Origin of the sequence: Hyphomicrobium sp. 1Nfss2.1 (assembly GCF_965243865.1) — a bacterium.
GTDB lineage: Bacteria > Pseudomonadota > Alphaproteobacteria > Rhizobiales > Hyphomicrobiaceae > Hyphomicrobium_A.
The window spans coordinates 179,353-196,878 of sequence record NZ_OZ251603.1 but is presented as its reverse complement, the minus strand read 5'-3'; the positions used below and the strand labels follow the sequence as shown (position 1 = coordinate 196,878).

At 61.9% G+C, this 17,526-nt stretch carries 20 protein-coding genes and 2 tRNA genes; 14 read left to right on the top strand and 8 right to left on the bottom strand.

Annotation, left to right across the window (positions count from 1 at the left end; translation table 11 throughout):
* Positions 1–340: 340 nt before the first annotated feature.
* Complete coding sequence (locus ACP15D_RS00945) at positions 341–883, top strand: cupredoxin domain-containing protein (RefSeq protein ID WP_424955708.1); 543 nt, start codon at positions 341–343, stop codon at positions 881–883.
* 174 nt (positions 884–1,057) lie between these two features.
* Complete coding sequence (locus tag ACP15D_RS00940; RefSeq protein ID WP_424955707.1) at positions 1,058–3,406, top strand: TonB-dependent receptor plug domain-containing protein; 2,349 nt, start codon at positions 1,058–1,060, stop codon at positions 3,404–3,406.
* 59 nt (positions 3,407–3,465) lie between these two features.
* On the opposite strand, the gene ACP15D_RS00935 is transcribed toward ACP15D_RS00940, so the two are convergent.
* Positions 3,466–4,299, bottom strand: a complete 834-nt coding sequence (locus tag ACP15D_RS00935) for a cupin domain-containing protein (RefSeq protein ID WP_424955706.1) — start codon at positions 4,297–4,299, stop codon at positions 3,466–3,468.
* Positions 4,300–4,412: 113 nt separating this feature from the next.
* Between ACP15D_RS00935 and ACP15D_RS00930 the strand changes: the two genes are divergently transcribed.
* Positions 4,413–5,789: a histidine kinase gene (locus ACP15D_RS00930; RefSeq protein WP_424955705.1), complete on the top strand. Its 1,377-nt coding sequence runs from the start codon at positions 4,413–4,415 to the stop codon at positions 5,787–5,789.
* Positions 5,786–6,451 carry a response regulator gene (locus ACP15D_RS00925; protein WP_424955704.1) on the top strand — a complete coding sequence of 222 codons (666 nt, stop codon included), beginning with the start codon at positions 5,786–5,788 and terminating at the stop codon, positions 6,449–6,451. Before ACP15D_RS00930 ends, ACP15D_RS00925 begins: the two co-directional genes overlap by 4 nt.
* A gap of 30 nt (positions 6,452–6,481) precedes the next feature.
* Here ACP15D_RS00925 and ACP15D_RS00920 read toward each other — a convergent pair whose 3' ends face one another.
* Positions 6,482–7,435: a LysR family transcriptional regulator gene (locus tag ACP15D_RS00920; RefSeq protein WP_424955703.1), complete on the bottom strand. Its 954-nt coding sequence runs from the start codon at positions 7,433–7,435 to the stop codon at positions 6,482–6,484.
* Positions 7,436–7,539: 104 nt separating this feature from the next.
* Between ACP15D_RS00920 and ACP15D_RS00915 the strand changes: the two genes are divergently transcribed.
* The gene (locus tag ACP15D_RS00915) at positions 7,540–7,878 is read left to right on the top strand and encodes a hypothetical protein (protein WP_424955702.1); all 339 of its coding nucleotides are present in this window, start codon (positions 7,540–7,542) and stop codon (positions 7,876–7,878) included.
* A 153-nt stretch (positions 7,879–8,031) separates the two neighbouring features.
* Here ACP15D_RS00915 and ACP15D_RS00910 read toward each other — a convergent pair.
* A tRNA-Tyr gene (locus ACP15D_RS00910) sits at positions 8,032–8,116 on the bottom strand.
* Positions 8,117–8,260: 144 nt separating this feature from the next.
* Here ACP15D_RS00910 and rlmB point away from each other — a divergent pair.
* The gene (rlmB, locus tag ACP15D_RS00905) at positions 8,261–9,097 is read left to right on the top strand and encodes a 23S rRNA (guanosine(2251)-2'-O)-methyltransferase RlmB (protein WP_424955701.1); all 837 of its coding nucleotides are present in this window, start codon (positions 8,261–8,263) and stop codon (positions 9,095–9,097) included.
* A gap of 41 nt (positions 9,098–9,138) precedes the next feature.
* On the opposite strand, the gene ACP15D_RS00900 is transcribed toward rlmB, so the two are convergent.
* On the bottom strand, positions 9,139–9,501 hold the full coding sequence (locus tag ACP15D_RS00900; protein ID WP_424955700.1) for a hypothetical protein: 363 nt from the start codon (positions 9,499–9,501) through the stop codon (positions 9,139–9,141).
* Positions 9,502–9,661: 160 nt separating this feature from the next.
* On the opposite strand from ACP15D_RS00900, the gene ACP15D_RS00895 reads away from it, so the two are divergent.
* Positions 9,662–9,737 (top strand) — tRNA-Thr (locus ACP15D_RS00895).
* 350 nt (positions 9,738–10,087) lie between these two features.
* Here the strand turns inward: ACP15D_RS00895 and ACP15D_RS00890 are convergent.
* Both ACP15D_RS00890 and ACP15D_RS00885 read right to left on the bottom strand, forming a co-directional pair.
* On the bottom strand, positions 10,088–10,375 hold the full coding sequence (locus tag ACP15D_RS00890) for a ribbon-helix-helix domain-containing protein (RefSeq protein WP_424955699.1): 288 nt from the start codon (positions 10,373–10,375) through the stop codon (positions 10,088–10,090).
* Positions 10,372–11,022 (bottom strand): AAA family ATPase, encoded by a 651-nt coding sequence (locus ACP15D_RS00885; RefSeq protein ID WP_424955698.1) that lies wholly within the window; start codon positions 11,020–11,022, stop codon positions 10,372–10,374. The genes ACP15D_RS00890 and ACP15D_RS00885 overlap by 4 nt, the downstream gene beginning before the upstream one ends.
* A gap of 185 nt (positions 11,023–11,207) precedes the next feature.
* Here ACP15D_RS00885 and ACP15D_RS00880 point away from each other — a divergent pair, with 185 nt between their 5' ends.
* The 3 genes from ACP15D_RS00880 (at position 11,208) to ACP15D_RS00870 (ending at position 13,717) form a co-directional block, all read left to right on the top strand.
* Positions 11,208–12,368 carry a hypothetical protein gene (locus tag ACP15D_RS00880; RefSeq protein WP_424955697.1) on the top strand — a complete coding sequence of 387 codons (1,161 nt, stop codon included), beginning with the start codon at positions 11,208–11,210 and terminating at the stop codon, positions 12,366–12,368.
* Positions 12,369–12,558: 190 nt separating this feature from the next.
* A complete protein-coding gene (locus ACP15D_RS00875; RefSeq protein ID WP_424955696.1) occupies positions 12,559–13,152 on the top strand; it encodes a hypothetical protein in 594 nt (197 codons plus the stop codon).
* Between the two features lie 259 nt (positions 13,153–13,411).
* The gene (locus tag ACP15D_RS00870; protein WP_424955695.1) at positions 13,412–13,717 is read left to right on the top strand and encodes a hypothetical protein; all 306 of its coding nucleotides are present in this window, start codon (positions 13,412–13,414) and stop codon (positions 13,715–13,717) included.
* Between the two features lie 22 nt (positions 13,718–13,739).
* Here ACP15D_RS00870 and ACP15D_RS00865 read toward each other — a convergent pair whose 3' ends face one another.
* Positions 13,740–13,901: an Arc family DNA-binding protein gene (locus ACP15D_RS00865; RefSeq protein ID WP_424955694.1), complete on the bottom strand. Its 162-nt coding sequence runs from the start codon at positions 13,899–13,901 to the stop codon at positions 13,740–13,742.
* A gap of 137 nt (positions 13,902–14,038) precedes the next feature.
* Here ACP15D_RS00865 and ACP15D_RS00860 point away from each other — a divergent pair, with 137 nt between their 5' ends.
* The 4 genes from ACP15D_RS00860 (at position 14,039) to ACP15D_RS00845 (ending at position 16,410) form a co-directional block, all read left to right on the top strand.
* On the top strand, positions 14,039–14,545 hold the full coding sequence (locus ACP15D_RS00860) for a hypothetical protein (protein ID WP_424955693.1): 507 nt from the start codon (positions 14,039–14,041) through the stop codon (positions 14,543–14,545).
* A complete protein-coding gene (locus ACP15D_RS00855) occupies positions 14,538–14,846 on the top strand; it encodes a hypothetical protein (protein WP_424955692.1) in 309 nt (102 codons plus the stop codon). The genes ACP15D_RS00860 and ACP15D_RS00855 overlap by 8 nt, the downstream gene beginning before the upstream one ends.
* Positions 14,839–15,096 (top strand): hypothetical protein, encoded by a 258-nt coding sequence (locus ACP15D_RS00850; RefSeq protein WP_424955691.1) that lies wholly within the window; start codon positions 14,839–14,841, stop codon positions 15,094–15,096. Before ACP15D_RS00855 ends, ACP15D_RS00850 begins: the two co-directional genes overlap by 8 nt.
* 1,056 nt (positions 15,097–16,152) lie before the next feature.
* Positions 16,153–16,410, top strand: coding sequence for a hypothetical protein (locus tag ACP15D_RS00845; protein ID WP_424955690.1), 258 nt, complete (start codon positions 16,153–16,155; stop codon positions 16,408–16,410).
* 3 nt (positions 16,411–16,413) lie between these two features.
* Here ACP15D_RS00845 and ACP15D_RS00840 read toward each other — a convergent pair whose 3' ends face one another.
* The gene (locus ACP15D_RS00840; RefSeq protein ID WP_424955689.1) at positions 16,414–17,499 is read right to left on the bottom strand and encodes an acyltransferase family protein; all 1,086 of its coding nucleotides are present in this window, start codon (positions 17,497–17,499) and stop codon (positions 16,414–16,416) included.
* Positions 17,500–17,526 lie beyond the last annotated feature (27 nt).

Below are 17,526 nucleotides of genomic sequence, written 5' to 3'. Positions count from 1 at the left end.
TCACCCCAGGTCGCTTCGGACCAGCTTTAGCAGGCCGTGGGAGCGAAATGAGCACCACTGAGTGTCAAACCGGTGGCGGACGGGTTTTCGCGCAACACTGAGATCGCGCGCCGCCCTCGCCAATCGTACGGTTCGAGGGCAGCTTCGGTCCGTCCCTCGGCAATGCCGTCCGCTTTGATCGTCCGTCAAAAAGTGTGGAAAACCTTGTTCTGCATCAATGTCTTCGCCTCACAGCCCATCGCGAATGGGCAATCCGAAGCTGCGGCGAAAGTGTGGATTCGCCGGCGCGCCGGTTCGGTTACCATGTCGGAAGACATCCAGGCTCAAGGGGGTACTACCCATGCTGCAGAGATTGTTCGTCCCGGCCCTTGCCAGCGCGGTGGCCGCCGTCATCGCGATCAGCGGCAGCCCGATGGCGATACACTCCGCCCTCGCACACAGTGCGCACGAGGGTCACGGCGAGCACGCGGGGCATAACGCTCACGCTGGCCAAGATGCTTCGTTTGCGGCGGGTGAACCTGGCGCCGGCCACGAGGGCGCGCGGACGGTGGAAATCGTGATGCGCGACGACGACGGCGCCATGAGCTTCTCGCCAAACAGCCTCGAGGTGAAGAAAGGCGAGCAGGTGCGCTTCGTGCTGACAAACGCGGGTGCGGTCGATCACGAATTCCTCATCGACAGCGTCGCCAACAATGCTGCCCACAAAAATGCGATGGCCGCGAACCCCGATATGCAGCACGACGAGCCGAACGGCCGCCGGCTGAAGCCGGGTGAGAAAACCGAACTCGTCTGGCGCTTCACCAAGCCCGGCACGTTCGAAATCGCGTGCCTCATTCCCGGCCACTACGAATCCGGGATGAAGGGCGAAGTCTCGGTGAAGTAGTCGAGGCGCTAGCGCCGGGGCTTCGGCGTCGTGGCGTCGCCGTATGCGTCAGTTTTGTGACAAGATCGCATCACGGCTCGGCGGATTTTATACTTTTCTCGTAAAGTTTCTTGTCCGGAGCGGATAGCCCCGCGAAGGTGCGCCCCCTGTAATGCGTAGTGGGGAGTGAGTTGAGTGGGGTTGTTGAAGCGTACGCTGAGGGTATCAGCGATTCTGGCCGCGTGCACCGCAGCATCAAAAGCACAAGAAGCTGAACCGGTCACGCCGCTGCCGCCGGTCACCGTAACGGCCACTGAGAAGGCCAAGCCGAAGAAGTCGTCATCCAAGAAAGCCGTGACTAAGGCGGTCGTCGCACAGCCCGGACCTGCTGCAGCGGCTGCCTCCACTGCCTTGCCGCAACTACCCGCGGGCACTGCATCCACGGATTCAGGCAACGCCGTTGGCGCCTCCGCGAAGAGCGGGCTCGCCGCGCGCGCAGCGGCTCCCAATGCCACCGTGGTCATGGAGGGCGCCCAGCTTCAGCAGTACAACCAGCTCAGCATCGGCGACGTGGTGCGCCGCCTGCCCGGTGTCACGTTCCCGGGCGTAAACCGCTCGCGCGACATCAAGCTGCGCGGCATTCCGAAGGAGTACACTCAGGTTCTGCTCGACGGGAGGCCACTGCTCGATGGCGACACCAGTCGCAACATCGAGGTGGATCGCATTCCTGCCTCGTTCATCGAGCGCATTGAGATTACCCGCACGCCGCTCGCCAGCATGGACTCGATGGGTGCCGCTGGCACGGTGAACATCATCACACGGCGCTCGTTTGGTGCATCGGGCGGCCAGTTGACGATGGGCGCGGGGCGCATGGAGGACAATGGCTCTCCGGGGGAGATCTCTGGGTGGCAAGGCGGCGAGACCGGCCCGCTGCGCTACTTCATCGGCGGCGGGTACCAGCGCCGGCTCGTGCAGGAAAGCGCCAACGAATTCACGTTCAAGGGCGACGGCTCGCCGGATGGCGGCGAGCTTGGACCGCAGCATCGCAAGTTCGACGAATATACGCTGCTGTCGCGTTTTGAGCTGGCTGTCGATCCGGCGAATACCGTTGTCGTTGCGCCGAGCTATCTGCGGACCACGGAGCGGCGCGATCAGAATGCGCTTCGACTTTCAGAGGATCAGACATACGTCGATCGCGACACGCATGAGATGCGCGAGCGCATTCGCGAGACATATGGCGCTAATGTCGAGTGGCAGCATGACTTCGGCTATGCCACCGCATCGCGCGTGTTCTTTGACTATCAGCGCGGCCGCGAGGATACGACACGCGACACATATCGCACGAGTTATAATGCCGACGGGTCCGTCAAGGGCACGCCTAACGTAAGACAGGCTTGGCGCTTCGTGCCGGTCGACTTGGAGCGCATCGCCGCCGGCACGGTTGTGTCAACGCGCGTAGGCGCCCACGCCCTCGAAGCCGGCTTTGGCTGGGCGCAGCGGTCGCATGACGAGAATGCCATTACAGTTGATGTCACCAGCGGCGCTGTGTCGACGGTCGACGAAAGGACGTACAAGGTCACAGAAACGATCTACCACGCCTACGTGAGCGACAGCTTCAAGGTGTTCGGCAGCGATTTGCTCACGCTCGGGCTGCGCCTAGAGCAAAGCGCGACGGAAACGCTCGACAACACGCGCACAAATTACGATACGGATTCGACAGACTTCAACCCGTCGATCAACTATCGCTTATCTGCTGCGCAGAATCTCGACTTCCGCGTCGGCGTGGCGCGCACCTTGCGCCGACCTAATCTGGGCGACCTGACACCGACGATTACCGATGGCTCGGGCACGCTCTCTGACCCCTACGAGCGCGGTGATCCCAACACGACTCCGGAGAAGATCTGGGGGCTCGACGTTGGCACCGATTACTATCTGTTCAACGGAACGGGAATCCTTGCCGCGAACTTCTTTGCGCGTTCGTTGCAGGACAAAATCGAGACCACCCTCGCAGAGGATGCTGGCGACTGGGTGCGCACATTCCGCAACGCGGGCGATGGCAAGCTTTATGGCGTCGAGCTTGAAGGCCGCATCCCACTTGCGTTCATGGGAGTGCCGGACCTGACACTGTGGGGTAACGCTACGGCGATGAAGTCCGAGCTGACCGATGCGTTGACGGGACAGAAGCGCCGCTTCGACGAGCAGCCGGACTTCGTCACCAACATCGGCTTCGATTATTACGTGGCGATGTGGGATACCACGTTCGGCCTCGGCTACAATCGAACTTACGCGTACGATCAGGACATCCTGCTGGAAGACGGCACGAGCCAGTATTCCGAGTTTTCGGCCCTCGATCGTCTCGATGCTTCCGTACGTATCGCTCTCGCCGAGAAGGCGGTGCTGACGCTTTCGGCAAGCAACCTGCTGCGGGCGAAGGACGAGCGCACGCTGATCACGCGCGATGCCAGCGGCGACATCGATAGCCGAACGGTGAGCATCGAGCCCTCGCCGATCGTCTACTACGCCCGACTATCACAAGGCTGGTGAAGCAGCGGCGGGGAGCGGGCGCAATGCCCACTCCCCGTCTTTGTTGCAGCTGCGTGGCGCTACTTCTTGCTGCGCGGGTCATCTTCCGGATTGATGTAGATGAGGTCGAACGGGCCGACTGCGGCGACTTGGATGATCGTTTCCTTGTCGGTCGTCCACACGTAGTGCGCATGGTTGGCCGGCAGCGCCAGCATACCGCCGGCGTCGAGCATCTTGCCTTTGGTGAGATCGGCCTTCTTGCCCATGCCGCTTCCCATTGAGCCGCTGAGCACCGTCACCGTCTCGAAGCCCGGATGCGTGTGCGGCGGGACAAGATAGTTGGGCGGGAACTTCAGCCTCAGAATGAAAAGGCCCGGTTTCGTCGGATCGCCGTGCAGGAGTGCGGTCTGCGCGCCCTTCGGGAATGCCGGGTCATCGCGGAAGACGATCTCGGCGGGTGCTAATTCCTTGGCGCCGTCTGCCTCGCTGGCGTCGTGCGCGAAGCCGGTGCCCGCTACCGCCATCATGGCTGCTGCGACGAGCATCTTTCTCATGTTTCCTCCTTGGACTGCTTGTTGATCGGGTTGCATCTCGGCCTGGACGGTATCGGCTGCCGGCGTGGTGCAGTTCGCTTCATCCTTTCGGAGGGTGGCGAGCAGTGCCGCGATCTCCTCGGAGCGCCGCTGCTGCACGCCGCTCGACGCGTAGAGCTGATGGCCAATCGCCAGACACGCGAGCGAGCCTGCCGTGGCGACGACCAGCGCGAGACCAAGGGCATCCTTCCAGGCAACCGCGTTGCCGTGGCGGACTGCGCACGTCCCTTGCTTCGACCTTCTGGCCTTCGATTGCTGCATCCTGCCGCCATCCTCCGCCTTGCCGCGCGCAGGATCGGCCGCCTTTGTCCGGGTGCCCACGGAGATTGCCACGACGGGCCTTGGGCAAATTTCCTGAGAAATGGCCTCACCCCTTCACAGGGTCGGCGGCTGTCCATAGCCTCTCGGATCTGGGTTCCGAGCGAGGTTGTCCCATGGATCTCAAATGGCTGCTGGTGCGCAGGATCACCTTGGTGGCGCTGCTGTGTTTCACTGCGGGTGCCGCGTTGGCGCTCTACCAGACGGCGCTCAGCGCGAAGCACCAGAATGACGAGCTCGCCGAGCTGATCAGTCGGCAACTCAACCTGCAGCTTTCACGCATCAAGCGTGCGACCGACATCCACGAGCGCTTTCCCGACTGGGACCTCGTTGCCGGCCTGTCGTTGCAGCCCGGGCAATGCGTCGAGCTGCGCGGTGCGACGGCGCCTCAGCAACTGCGTCGATCTAGCTGCGCGGGGATCGACACAGGCGCTCTCAGGGCGCCACAGTGGTTCCGATGGATCTACGGTTCTCTGACGGACGGGAGGCAGACTGCCACCCGGCCCATCTTCTTTCATGACGTCGTTCACGCCACGGTGGTCGTCGAATACGACCTGCTCGCCACCGCCGAGCGGGCATGGGCATCAATCTCGCCGCTGTTAGGATTTTCCGCTGCGCTCGTCGCGGTTCTGTGCCTTGTCACCTATTTCGTGATCAATCGTGCGCTTGCGCCTACGCGGCAGATTCTCGACGGCTTGAACGACCTGGCGAAAGGGAACCTCGATCATCGTTTGCCTTCCTTCAAGTTGACCGAGCTCAATCGGATCAGCGAAGTGTTCAATGGGCTTTCCGAGGACCTCGGCAAAGCGACGGCGGAGCGCGCCGAGCTCGCACGACGGCTGGTCGACACGCAGGAACAGGAACGCCGCCACATAGCGCGGGAGCTGCATGACGAGATCGCGCAGAAGCTGAGTGCTCTCAATGCGAATGCAGCGTGCCTGCGGACGCGTGCCCAGCGCGAGGCCCCCGCATTCGTCGACGATGCATCGCAGCTCGAGAAGATGGCAACCGGCTTGATGGTGACGCTGCGGCGGACGCTCACGTATCTTAGACCGCAGGAAATCGACGATCTCGGCCTCGTCCAAAGCCTCGAGGCACTTGTTGCCCAGCACAACGAAGGCGCTCATGGGCAGACACGCTACTCCATGGAGACAGCGGGTGGCATGGAAGGACTGCAGGCGGAGACCAGCGCCCACGTCTATCGCATCGTGCAGGAGGCGCTGACGAACGCATCGAAGCATGCCAACGCGCGCAACGTGAAGGTGTTGCTGCGGCAGGGGAAGGAGAACGATCGGGATATGATCCGCCTCTCCGTCATCGACGACGGACAGGGACCGCCCTCGGGTGACAAGCCAACGCCGCCATCGGGTGCTGGGCTCATCGGCATGCGAGAGCGCGTCATCGCCCTCAGCGGAAGGATTTCTGCCGGCAGCCTGCCGGGTGGCGGCTTCGGGCTCGATGTTGAATTTCCTTATTTGCAGCGAGGCGCATGATGGGAGCGGCCATTCGCGTTCTGCTTGTCGATGATCACGCCATCGTCCGGCAGGGCTATCGGCGACTGATCGAAATGCATGACGATATCGAGGTTGTTGCGGAGGCAGAGGACGCGCGCAGCGGCTATCAGGCCTTCAAGGACGCGCAGCCCGATGTGGTCGTCGTCGACATCTCGATGCCCGGGCGCGGCGGCATCGATCTCGTCCGGCAGATCCGCCAGCGCGATTCTGCTGCGCGCATCCTGATTTTCACCATGCACGCCAGCGCGACCTATGCGCAGCAGGCGTTCCGGGCCGGCGCACGCGGGTATGTTACCAAGAGCAGCCCGCCCGATATTCTCGTCAGCGCCATCCGCAGCGTCTACGCCGGGCGCCCAGCGCTGTGCGCAGAGATCAACGACATCGTGGCGACCAGTCGGCTGTGCAATGACGTGTCGGCGGTCGATGAGCTTTCGCCACGTGAGTTCGAAATCCTGCGCATGATCCTCGACGCGAAGTCGACGGATGAGATCGCGTCGGCGTTCAACCTTAGTCCGAAGACGGTGGCGAACTATCACTACGAGATCAAATCGAAGCTTGGCGTGCGCTCCGATATCGAGCTCGTGTACCTATGCATGCGGCAGGGCCTGGTCGCTCCCGTAGTGGCGCCTGGGTTGGTTTAGGGTCGCAGGGCAGAGCCGATCTCTATCGCGCTAGCGTGGTCCTTTGGCGGTCTTCTCGCGCTCCTCGGCCGCGACACGGATGATCGTGTCGCGGAGCCAGATGTGCGCGGGATCGCTGTCATAGGAAGCGTGCCACAGCAGCGATGTCGTCAACTGCGGAAGCTCGATGGGCGGCGGGCTGAGACTGAGATCCATCTGCGCGGCGAAGTAGCGGGCCAACCTCGCGTGCATCGTCGTTATGACCGCCGCACCGGCGACAAGAAAGGGCACGGCGACGAAACGCGGCGTCACGAGTGCGATCTTGCGGCTGAGGCCGAGCTGTTCGAGAGCATCATCCACGACGCCGCGCTCGCCGCGGCGCAAGCTGGTGAGCACGTGCGGCAGGCGGACATAATCCTCCAGCGACATCGGCGGCGTCACCGGCACCTTTCGCGCGTTGTACATGACGAGGTAGCTGTCGGTCGCCAGCACGCGGCGCTTGTGATGCACCTGCCCGCCGGGAAATGCTCCGACGCCAATGCCGAGATCGAGGCGATCGGCGTCGAGATCGTCGAGCAGCCCTTTGCCCTCGGCGGCATAGAAGCGGAACCGGATGCCAGGGGCGTGCTCACACACGTATGCGAGCAGTGCCGGCCCAATGAGGACTTCGGTACTGTCGGGCAGGCCTATGCGAAATACGCGCTCGGCTGTGGCCGGATCGAATGCCTGCTCGCGAGAGACCAGTGTCTCGATCTGCCCGAGTGCAACACGCACGGGATCGGCCAGCGCCATGGCGCGAGGGGTCGGCTGCATTCCGGCCGGTCCGCGCGTCATCAGCTCGTCGCCGAACAGCTCGCGAAGGCGCGCGAGGTTGTGGCTCATGGCCGACTGGCCGATGCCGATGCGCGCGGCCGCCTTGGTGACGCTGCGCTCGGCAAGCAGCGCATCAAGGGCGACCAGCAGATTGAGGTCGACCCGGGCTAAATTGATGTGATCGATGGGCATTATCAATCCAATCTATTGGACTAATACCACCCTGCGTATCATCTTCCCTGTCAACAGACCAGCACATCGGTGCCTGGCCTTCACATCAGCAATTGGAGGCTGTCATGAGCATTCGGAAAATCGCCCTCACCGCCGCGGCCATTGCAGTGGCTTCGATTGGTTCGGCGAGCATGGGGTCCGCTTTGGCCGGTGGCCCGCGCGCCCAGTCGATCAATCTTGGGGCCATCAACGGGGTCGCCTACTACACCGAGGAAGCGGGCCGCTTCCGTGTTGTCGCTACGCTTTCCCAGCAGGAGGGTCTGCCTATCCGTGTGGAGACCCTGCTCTCCCCTGGGCAGTCCGTCGTCCTCTCCACCGCAAAAGGCCAAGCTGGATTGGAGAGCGTCGAACTCAGCCGCGAGGACAACAAACTCAAAGTCCGCCCTGTAGCGGCGACGAACTAATCCCTTCCCTAGGCCGGCCACGGCCGACAACTGGACCCGGGGCGAAAGCTCCGGGTCTTTTTGTTTTTCGGAGCACAGATTCGTCCTCCGCGCGGACGTTCGCGCGCGAGTGGGACGACGCAACAGCGGCATTCAGGTTGGAAGCGAAGGATATGGTGGAGGGGGCTGGATTCGAACCAGCGTAGGCGAAGCCAACGGATTTACAGTCCGTCCCCTTTAGCCACTCGGGCACCCCTCCTCACACCATCCATTAAGGCGCCTTGGCACCTAAATGAAATCGCCCCGCGCTAGGGGCGGCGGGGCGGAGGCGTTTATCCGCAGCAGGCCCTTGGATGTCAAATGGAAAAGCGGCAGGATACGCCTCCCTGCCACGAGCTGAATGATGAAGCCCACATCCCCCCGCGAAAAATACGGCCAACGCCCGCGCAAAAGCGGTCCGCGCGGGCCCCAGCGCCATCGATCCGCCGACCACGGTCCCAAGGGCGCGCCCGACGGCCACGTGCAGCTTTATGGCGTGCACGCGGTCGAGGCCGCGCTCAGGAACCCTGGACGATCGATTCTCCGGCTGATGATGACGGAGAACGCCGAGAATCGGCTGTCGGATGCCGTAGCGGCCAGGCACGTCGCGCCGGAGCGCGTCAGTCCGCGCGATCTCGACCGGCTCCTAGGTGCCGATACCGTGCATCAAGGCGTGATGCTCGAGACCGAACCGCTGGAAGAGCCTGACGTGTTCGAGCTCGTAGCGCGGGCCGATGCCGGTCCCCTCGTCGTCCTCGACCAAGTGACGGACCCGCACAACGTGGGCGCCATTCTGCGCTCGGCCGCGGTGTTTGGCGCAGCGGGCCTCATCATGACGCGACGGCACAGCGCGCCGCTCGATGGCACGCTGGCCAAGTCGGCCTCGGGCGCACTTGAGCTGGTGCCGGTGGCATTGGTGCAGAATCTTTCGCGTACGATCGCCGAATTGAAGGAGCACGGCACTACTGTACTGGGCCTCGAAGGCTCATCTGAACACGCGCTCGAAACTGAGCCGCTGACTGGCCGGCTGGCGCTGGTGTTCGGTGCGGAAGGAAAGGGCTTGCGAGAGCTGACGCGGGAGAGCTGTGACCGGCTGGTGCGCATTTCGACCAGCGGGCCAATCGGCAGCCTCAACGTATCGAACGCGGCGGCGATCAGTCTGCATCACGCCGCATTCAAGCGAACGCATCACGCACAGTAGAATTGGGCGGCGGCCGGGCGTACCCGGCCACCAGTCGCGATCTACTTGATGGGGCCTTCCGCGCAGCAGCCGGGAGGTGGAGCTGCCACTGGGTATGCGACCGCAACCGGCGCAACGCGCGCACGGCGCGGTTGCCAGAAGCGGCGGGCATATTGGCCATAGGGACGGTAGTAGCGGTCATAATAGCCGCGCGCCATGTAGGGATAGGCGCCCGGATAGGGAACGAGCGTCGCCCAATAGTAGACGTTGGAATAGCGCGGGTAGTAGATGAAGTGGCTGACAGGTGCTGGCCCGCAGGCCACTCCCCTGGGAGCCCGGCACCACTGTGCCTCGGCAGGCGCCGCTCCAGCGAGGCCGATGGTGCCGGCGATGCCGATGACGGCGAGCAATGAACCAAAACGCATGCGCAAACCCTCGACTTGATGAACTCGACGCAACTGCCGTCACCATGTCAGGATATGGATAATGAAGGCCTAATCGACGCACCGTGGCGGGGCAACTGGCGCATTGGCACTCCTGGCCGACGCGCTGTATAAGGCAGCCGCGTACCCTCTCGGGCCGCGAGCCGGCTTAGCTCAGTTGGTAGAGCACCTGATTTGTAATCAGGGGGTCGGGGGTTCAAATCCCTCAGCCGGCACCACGACTTAGGCGCACCAGCTAATATTTTAGATTAAGCTCGGGTAACGCCACGGGTAACATAGTGAGTCACTGGAGGGTGGCAGTGGAGCACTCCAAGCAGCGATTGAGTTCTGCTGAACTAACCGCGGAACTGGCGCGACGAGCCGTAATTGACCCCGCGCTGATTTCAGTTGGGACATCTCGGGGCGGGCGGTCAAATTGGCATGCCTTCGCCGCACAAGAGATGGATGCGGAGACCAAGAGAACACGCTTCATTCCTGCCTACTACTCTATGCTCGGATTATTCGAACTCGATGACGAGATAGACTAGTTGCCAACTCCCCGGCCGATACGCAGGCCGGGGATAGCTCGTCAGGCGCTCGCTATAGGCGGCTTCCCATACTTCTTGAACACGAGATTGATTGCCTCGCTCATGAGCGCCTGCTGGGTCATGCCCTGCTCGACCGCCAGCGCCTTAAGTTCTTTCACGACTAGAGCGTCCTGCCAGAATGCGAGTTGCTTCCGCCCCTTGCGTGACGGCTGCTGTGTGCTCTCACGATGACCACGCGTCGGAACTGGCTCGCGCTTCGTGGCGCCCCATCGACCGACCGCGTTGAGCAACCCGCCGCGCTCCGGGGCCGCGTCCTTTGTCTTCCTCATTTCGACTTCCTCCGGCGCTTGCTCGTGTTCTCATCCAGCCAGGCGTACAGCTCGCGAATCTCGTCAGCGGCCTTCCCCTTCGCCTGCACCTCAATGACGGCCCTGCCCTTGTTCGATGCGGCAGCGAACGCCGGCCGGTTGTAGATAACCACTGGGCAGTCTGTGAGCTTCAAGGTCTTGAGCACAGCGCGGGCCTCACCGACTGTTGCAGCAGCCCCGCTCTCATTGACGGCGTTGATCACGGCGACGGCCTTAGGCAACTTGCCTGCCTTGCCGAGCAGAGCGACCGTCTCTTTCAGGCTCGCCAGATTGAAGAGGTCGGGCCGCGTCGGGCAGATCAGCACATCAGCCGCCTTGAGCGCGGCAAGCGTCGCCTCGTCCAGCTCGCCCGCAGTGTCGACAATGGCGAGAGTGGCGCCGTTCTCGTCTGCGGCCTCCAATACCTTCCCCAAGTGTTGAGGCAGCGTGTCGGTGACGGCCGGCTGGTCGTTCCCGCGCACGTCGTGCCAGAGGACGGCACTGCGCTGCGGGTCGAGGTCAACAATGAGTACGATTTCACCCGCTTGCTCGCCGGCAACAGCGAGGTTCGTGGCCAGCGTTGACTTTCCGCTGCCCCCCTTTTGTTGCACCAGCGCCCACGTCCTCACGGAAGCCTCCTGTGTTGATCGCAACACATCGTGATCTGACTTGTTGTCTAACTGACTGTCTAACTTGTTGACTAACTAACTGTCAAGACTCATGTTGGAGAACAGCAGCGTTTGCGGTCGTTTTGTCGGTTCTAACTGTCCTACTGACCATCCTATCAGGGTGTCTAACTGTCTTAGGGGGCTCCATGACCGTCTTGCGGGTCATCTTCAGAATTGCCGTGATCGGATGCGTGGTGGCGTCAGCAACCTTTGCATTTGAGTTCGGATGGACACGCGGCGCGAGCGAGGTTCACTCGTGGACCTATGCCCTCGCCGCTGTGGCGCTCGATGTTCTGAAATCGTCGCTTCCAATCCTCGCTGCGGTCGCATGGGCGGGTCGAGAGTGGGCACGGGCGACGGCAGCGTGGCTCGTGTTCGGCGTGCTCACCTGTCTAAGTTTGTGGTGCGCCTATGGCATCACAGCAACCCAGCTTGCCGAGCGCGTTACGGCCCAAGTTGTAGCGCGTGACAACGAGGCCGATAAGAAGGACGCTCTTGATCGTGCCCAGCGCGCGCGCGCAGAAGTCGGCGCATTCACGGTGACGACGGCGGCCATGGTCAAAGCTGCTGACGATGCAGTGACCGCCGCAGCGGCCCAGGCCGATGCGGAGTGCGGAAAGCGTGGGAACAACTGCCGCGCCCGTGAAGCCGACGAGCGTGCCGCTCGCGCGACGTTGCTCAAGGCGCAGACGGACCAGGCGGCTACCGAACGTGCAACCGTGCTCGATGCCAAGGTGGCGGCGGCTGAGAAGGCTCTCGCGTCCGTCGACAAAAAGGCCGCAGCAACGCGAGCTGATCCACAATCGGCATCGATGGCCAAGGCTACGGGCTACGACGAAGAACTAATCGCCGCGATCAGTCACGCCGTACTCGCCATCGCTATCGAGCTTGGCTCAGGCGTGGGGCTCTGGCTCGTATTCGGGCATGGCACCACTGCTCGCCACCGCGAGACGGCCTCCCGTGGCGCTGCGGAGCCCATGCAGGCCATGACCGTCATTGAAGAGCCAGCCGACCAGGTTGCGCAGTTTTTCGCTGAAGCCGTGCGCCCAGCGCTTGGGCAGCGGGTTGCCGCGGCTACGTTACTGGCAGCCTATGAGGTTTGGTCCGAGCGGCGCGGATTCGATCCGGTGAATGGCACGATGTTCGGCCGCTTGGCGCAGTGGCGGCGTGATCGCATCGGCGGACGTGTCTGGTATCTCGATGCCGCTCTCTCGGATGCTTACGCCAACACCGTACCGGCACCGCGTCTTATCGTCGACAATGCGCGCAAATTGCCGAGGCTGGGGCACATGGCAAAGACGATCTAGCTCCGCGGCTATCGTGTTGGGTATAGCTCGGGCTTCGCGTTGATCATCGCCGTGGCAATCGCGGACCCGGCCCAGCGCTGAGAACATCCACAGGACACTTGGGGCTAACTACTTTCTTGCACATGCGGAGATTGCACCAGCGCGAGAATCAGCAACGCTAGCGCGACCACATTCTTCGGGAGGCACTCAGATGAATGCGCTAGATTACGGTTGGTTGGCCGCAGTCTGCATTGCGCTTTTCGTTGGAGCACTCGTCGGTCAATATTCACAGCCGTTCCCGGCACCTGCTAAACCCCCACCAGAAGACGCAGCCCGCGCGGCGGGAAAACAAGCTGGTGAAGCGCTTGTCAAACTCGCCGCCGCTTTTGCAGCAACGGGGAGCATCGACGACCACGAACCCGAGGGTTCGCCAAAGCCTACGATCTTGCAACCCACTATTTCCGGCAAGCGCTACATAGAGCGCAATTGGCAAGCCGGTATCTATGACGATGCGATTGCGTTCGATATCACTTGGGGCACTCAGAAATTGCCCAAACCGACGAGAGCCGTGAAGGGCATACTGGTGTTTGCTGACATCTTCGGAGCCGCACAGTGCCGAGTTCGCATCACGATCAATGATAGCTTGAAGCCTGGAACTGTGCATCGGCAGACAGGCATGAGTTTGGACTACAATCAGTTCAACGAACAACATCGATGGATGCGCACGACTGACACCAAGGACATGAGCTTCCGCTTCGAGCCAACAGAAGTGCTCTACTCAGATGGCACGACCGAGAGATTCTAGGGCTGGAGGCGGAACGAGCGCTGTGGCCAGAACTTTCAGCGCTAAGGCACGCCACGATCTACCGACACTTGTCTGTCGTGACATCGGAAAAATCATCACTAGGTGGGCATACGTCGAGCATTACCTACAGGGCATCGTTTACATGCTGGTTGGGGTTAACGCCTCTGTAGGTCGCTTAGCCGTCCGCGAGCCGCGTGCGCGCGACAGGTTTGAATTGGTCCTCGACCTTATTGCCGTGAACCACCTGGAGTTACCGTCGATGGACTACAAGATGTTGCGCGAGGCCATAGAAGACGCCGAAGACATCCGGAACGTTCTTGCTCATTGTGCCTGGCTTTGGCTCGACGATGAGCAGGCATGGGCCGTCCAGATTGCTCGCGGAAGCTGGAGCAACGTACCAAGGTCGGACAGAGCCCGGCGGAGCAAGCGCATCTTCCCGGAAGGCCAACTGCTACGCGCGCAAACCTTGAAGTCGTACGTCAAGGGCATTGATGGGATCATTGGTCATCTGCGCCAGTTGCAGTCGGCGGTTGAGAACCAGTTGTTAGCCCGCCACAACAGTTAGCGTCGGTCCCAATCGTCGTAACTCATCGCTTGCCCCTCGCCTTCGCGTTGCGCGCAATATAGTCCCGCAATGCGATTTCCACCATTGAACTGAACGACCGGCTATCCGCGCTTGCCATTTTCTCGATGGCCTCGCTAACTTCCGATGGCAGACGAAGTGAGTGCTGACGGTCTTTTTTCTGCATGCGCGAATTGTAATACAATGTAGTTGACGAGGCAAGGGATGTCGTGTATTACAATGGGTTACTTGCGCAATGCGAGTGACCCCCGCGGGTGCTGGTACACCGCGCGAGGGTCTAGCCCCAAGCAGGAGATAGAGTCCATGCCCGAGACTGTTCGGAAATCTACCACACTCGCGCCGACTAGGCGTGATGCGCTGGTAGGAGCCATCGCCTTCCCTGCCGCAGTAATCGCGACCAAGGCAGTTGCATCTCCGCCCGTCGAGCTGTCACCCGAGTTCAATCAACTCCGCAGCCTCGCAATGGAGCTTGGTCAGGTCGATGCCCTTCGAGATGCCATCGACGAAAAACGCGAGCCCCTGAGTGCCAAGGCTGGCGATGTGCTGATCGCTGACCTTTCCCGCCGCATCGACGCCTTGGTGCGTCGCATCCACTCCAAGCCGATCACAACAATTAGCGATGTGCTCGACCGCGCCGCCGTCGTGCTGTTCTGGTCTGGCAAGGGGCAGATGCCGGGCGCGTGGCGCGCCCCTGAAGCGTCGCTGCTCGACTACGACCGCCCGTTTCAACCGGACCCTGACGTAGTGGCAGCCCATCAACTTGCTGCCGCTGTTTTCGCTCTCGCCCATCGGGGAGGCGTCAATGTCTGAGCATGCCCCAAAACCAACGATGGCCGAACTGGTGACGGCACTGGACGATGCTCAGGAGGCATACCTTATCGCCGCCGCGGCTGAGGAAGGCTACGCGCTGAGCGCTCACGTGAGTGAGCTTGGTGATCTCCGCGACCGTGCTCTCGTCGCGCTGGTTCTCAACAGGCCGGCGACATTAGAGGACGGTGAGCGCAAAAAGCAGTTCCTCGAAAAATTCGACCTGCACGGGGATGACCTCTTTTCGCGCCTCATCCTTGAAGCGCTCTGCCAACCACTTTCGATGGAGGCGGCCAATGTCTGAAGTTCATGACGTTCCAGCCGGGGACGCACCCAACATCAGCAAACGGCTCAGCGACATGATGGCCGCGTGCGCTGCGCTCAAAGTCTTTGCGGCGGCGGCGCATGAAGGCATTGAAGTAGATGCCTCCGCGCTAGCCTTCGTGCACGATCAGGTCATCGACGGGCTGCGAGCTGTGGATGCCGCGTTGTCCGGGGGGAATGCGTGGGCACTTCCAGCACCGACCGTCGAGGGAGACGCTTTTCATGCTTGAGCCTTCAATAGGCATCTAACACGGACGAGGGGCGGCCTACGGGCCGTCCGTCGCTGCTATGATTGGTTTCGTTCTCGATGAGACCGGAGCGCCGATTCCGCGCTCTTGGCCGGAGCAATACCGTGCGGCGGAAGTAGATGGGTCAGCGATGATGGCCTGCGTGGGCGGTAAATCGGCCGTTGAATACGGCTTGCCGCGCGTTACCAACTCTTGACTAGCTGGCGGAGTTGCATCGGAATCTGGTTGGCGATTCGACGAGGCTATTGCGGCCCTCCAACCTCAATAGCCTCCCCACAACGGCTTGGCGTGGGAGTCGAATCGGCAGCACGAGCGATTTTTGCTCTTCAAGTTTGCGTGGTCAAGGCCGAGCCTCACAAACTTAGGAGCCAACCATGGCCGACACTGTTGATTGGCCCGGCCTCTCGGGCACCCGATATCGCTACTGGTTTCTTGCTACTCCGAGTGTTGCGTCGTCGATTCACTCCGTAGGCGGAAATTATGCATTCGTGACCCAGCTCCCGAATGGCAATTTTTATCCGCTCTACTTCGGAAAAGCCGACGACCTCAGCGCGCGCATACCTAACCATGAGCGGTGGGCCGAGGCGGTCCAGCGTGGAGCTACTTTTGTTATGGCGCACTCCACGCCAGCCGGAGATGCCGCCCGGTGCGCTGAGGAGCGCGACCTAATCCAGAGGTGGAACCCGGTGTTGAACGTCCAGCACCGGACGGTTCTAGGTTAGGATTTCGGGAGTCTTCATCGGACGAAGAGGTGGCGGGCGCCATTGGCACGCCCGCCATTTTTGCGATCACCGCAGCGTTTTCCCTAGCTATGATGTCAGCCGATGTCAGAGCCATGTGTCCCTCTCGATGTCCAACGGACTACCCTCGCCCTGGTTCCCCCAACGAAGGGTTTATGGGCAGTCACCGGGCCGCCCTTACCATTTGGCTACGCCCTATACGGTTCGGGGCTAACCGGCTGCCAGGGGGCAACAAGCGCTGGTCGTGCGCTGGCGCGTTCGCTAAGGTGGCATCTGCAAGCGCTTACGGGTACGCGAGATGCAAGACACGCTCTATCTGGGCTTCCTGGCCGTCATGTTCGTGGCCGTAGTCGGGTTCGCTATGCTGGCGTTCCGGCCAGCGCCCGAGTTCTGGAATCGCTGGTGGGCGTGGCGCCCTGTCGAAGTCAGCGGGCAGCGGCGTCTCTTCACGCACGTGATGCGGCGGAAGATCGGCGACGCGTGGGAATATCGCGACCTCACGCCCGATGAGCTGCGCGAGCGCGACGATGACCGCGCCGACTATCAGACTTGGTAGATGCTAAACGGCCTGGGGACGCCGGTTGAGCCAATCCCTGAGCATCACACGCGCCGGGTCTTCAAGGCGGCTGTAAGAAAGAACGGCGACGGCGAACGTGATCCCGACTGCGGTCGGCACATAGAGCCATGGCGTCAGCTTGGCCTCGATCGGTCTTAGGGCGTAGATGACCGGGAAATGCACGAGGTAGAGCGAGTACGACAACACGCCCAGCCTATACACAGGCTTTGCCGATAGCGCCCGAGCCGCGAAACTGTCGCCATTCATGAGCGCAATCAGCATGGGCGCAAACAGCGGGAGCGCGGCCCACGGCGGCAGTACACCAGCGAGCGTCAAACCGATGAGTGACAAAACGAGCAACACGAACGCATCGGCATGACGTTGCAGCGCAGCCGCGAGGTGATCCCGATTGGCGTACGCAATGTACGCCAGCCAGCCGGCCGCAAACATTGTTGCTCCCCGCGCGACCGGCGACCAGAAGGCCGTTGCAGGCAGCGCATCGTGCGGCAGTGCCCAGCTCGATACTGCCGCCGTGAACCACCAGTATCCGACCACCGCCCCAGCGGCGCCGACCGCCAGCATCAACGCATGCCGGACAGCCGGGCTGAAAGCAGCGGTGCGAGCACTCAAGACGAAGACGACCGGGAAAATGGCGAGGTAGCAGAACGCCTCCACCGACACCGACCATGCAGCCGCGTCCCAATGCACTCCCCGGCCGATCAACGGCCAGGCATTGATCATCAACAGTTGCCCGACGAAGTCCTGGCCGATCTGCGGATACGTAGCAAAGCCGCCGAACACAATCGCGCTGATGACGGCTGTGGCCAGGAGGGTAGCAGCGTATAGAGGATAAATTCGCGCGAACCGCGCGACATAGAATTTGCGCACCGGGAATGCCGCCCCGGTGCCAGCTGCGTAGGTGAGACAGAGGACAAAGCTGCTCAGGCAGAAGAACAGGTCAACCGCCTGATTGTGGTAGGCAAAGGCTTTCAGCACCGGCAGCCTGTCGCCGTTAATGTGCGCGACCATCACGATGGCAGCCGCGACCCCGCGGATGCCGGTCAGTTGCTTGATTTCGCCGGATTGCACAGTGCCCCCGCACCTATCGCCCACCCT

What these genes read in the sequence shown, in the direction of transcription:
- ACP15D_RS00945 (WP_424955708.1), top strand. Translation starts at nt 341, where the DNA reads ATGCTGCAGAGATTGTTCGTCCCGGCCCTTGCCAGCGCGGTGGCCGCC.
- ACP15D_RS00930 (WP_424955705.1), top strand. Translation starts at nt 4,413, where the DNA reads ATGGATCTCAAATGGCTGCTGGTGCGCAGGATCACCTTGGTGGCGCTG.
- ACP15D_RS00925 (WP_424955704.1), top strand. Translation starts at nt 5,786, where the DNA reads ATGATGGGAGCGGCCATTCGCGTTCTGCTTGTCGATGATCACGCCATC.
- ACP15D_RS00920 (WP_424955703.1), bottom strand. Translation starts at nt 7,435, where the DNA reads ATGCCCATCGATCACATCAATTTAGCCCGGGTCGACCTCAATCTGCTG.
- ACP15D_RS00915 (WP_424955702.1), top strand. Translation starts at nt 7,540, where the DNA reads ATGAGCATTCGGAAAATCGCCCTCACCGCCGCGGCCATTGCAGTGGCT.
- rlmB (WP_424955701.1), top strand. Translation starts at nt 8,261, where the DNA reads ATGAAGCCCACATCCCCCCGCGAAAAATACGGCCAACGCCCGCGCAAA.
- ACP15D_RS00900 (WP_424955700.1), bottom strand. Translation starts at nt 9,501, where the DNA reads ATGCGTTTTGGTTCATTGCTCGCCGTCATCGGCATCGCCGGCACCATC.
- ACP15D_RS00890 (WP_424955699.1), bottom strand. Translation starts at nt 10,375, where the DNA reads ATGAGGAAGACAAAGGACGCGGCCCCGGAGCGCGGCGGGTTGCTCAAC.
- ACP15D_RS00880 (WP_424955697.1), top strand. Translation starts at nt 11,208, where the DNA reads ATGACCGTCTTGCGGGTCATCTTCAGAATTGCCGTGATCGGATGCGTG.
- ACP15D_RS00875 (WP_424955696.1), top strand. Translation starts at nt 12,559, where the DNA reads ATGAATGCGCTAGATTACGGTTGGTTGGCCGCAGTCTGCATTGCGCTT.
- ACP15D_RS00870 (WP_424955695.1), top strand. Translation starts at nt 13,412, where the DNA reads ATGGACTACAAGATGTTGCGCGAGGCCATAGAAGACGCCGAAGACATC.
- ACP15D_RS00865 (WP_424955694.1), bottom strand. Translation starts at nt 13,901, where the DNA reads ATGCAGAAAAAAGACCGTCAGCACTCACTTCGTCTGCCATCGGAAGTT.
- ACP15D_RS00860 (WP_424955693.1), top strand. Translation starts at nt 14,039, where the DNA reads ATGCCCGAGACTGTTCGGAAATCTACCACACTCGCGCCGACTAGGCGT.
- ACP15D_RS00855 (WP_424955692.1), top strand. Translation starts at nt 14,538, where the DNA reads ATGTCTGAGCATGCCCCAAAACCAACGATGGCCGAACTGGTGACGGCA.
- ACP15D_RS00850 (WP_424955691.1), top strand. Translation starts at nt 14,839, where the DNA reads ATGTCTGAAGTTCATGACGTTCCAGCCGGGGACGCACCCAACATCAGC.
- ACP15D_RS00845 (WP_424955690.1), top strand. Translation starts at nt 16,153, where the DNA reads ATGCAAGACACGCTCTATCTGGGCTTCCTGGCCGTCATGTTCGTGGCC.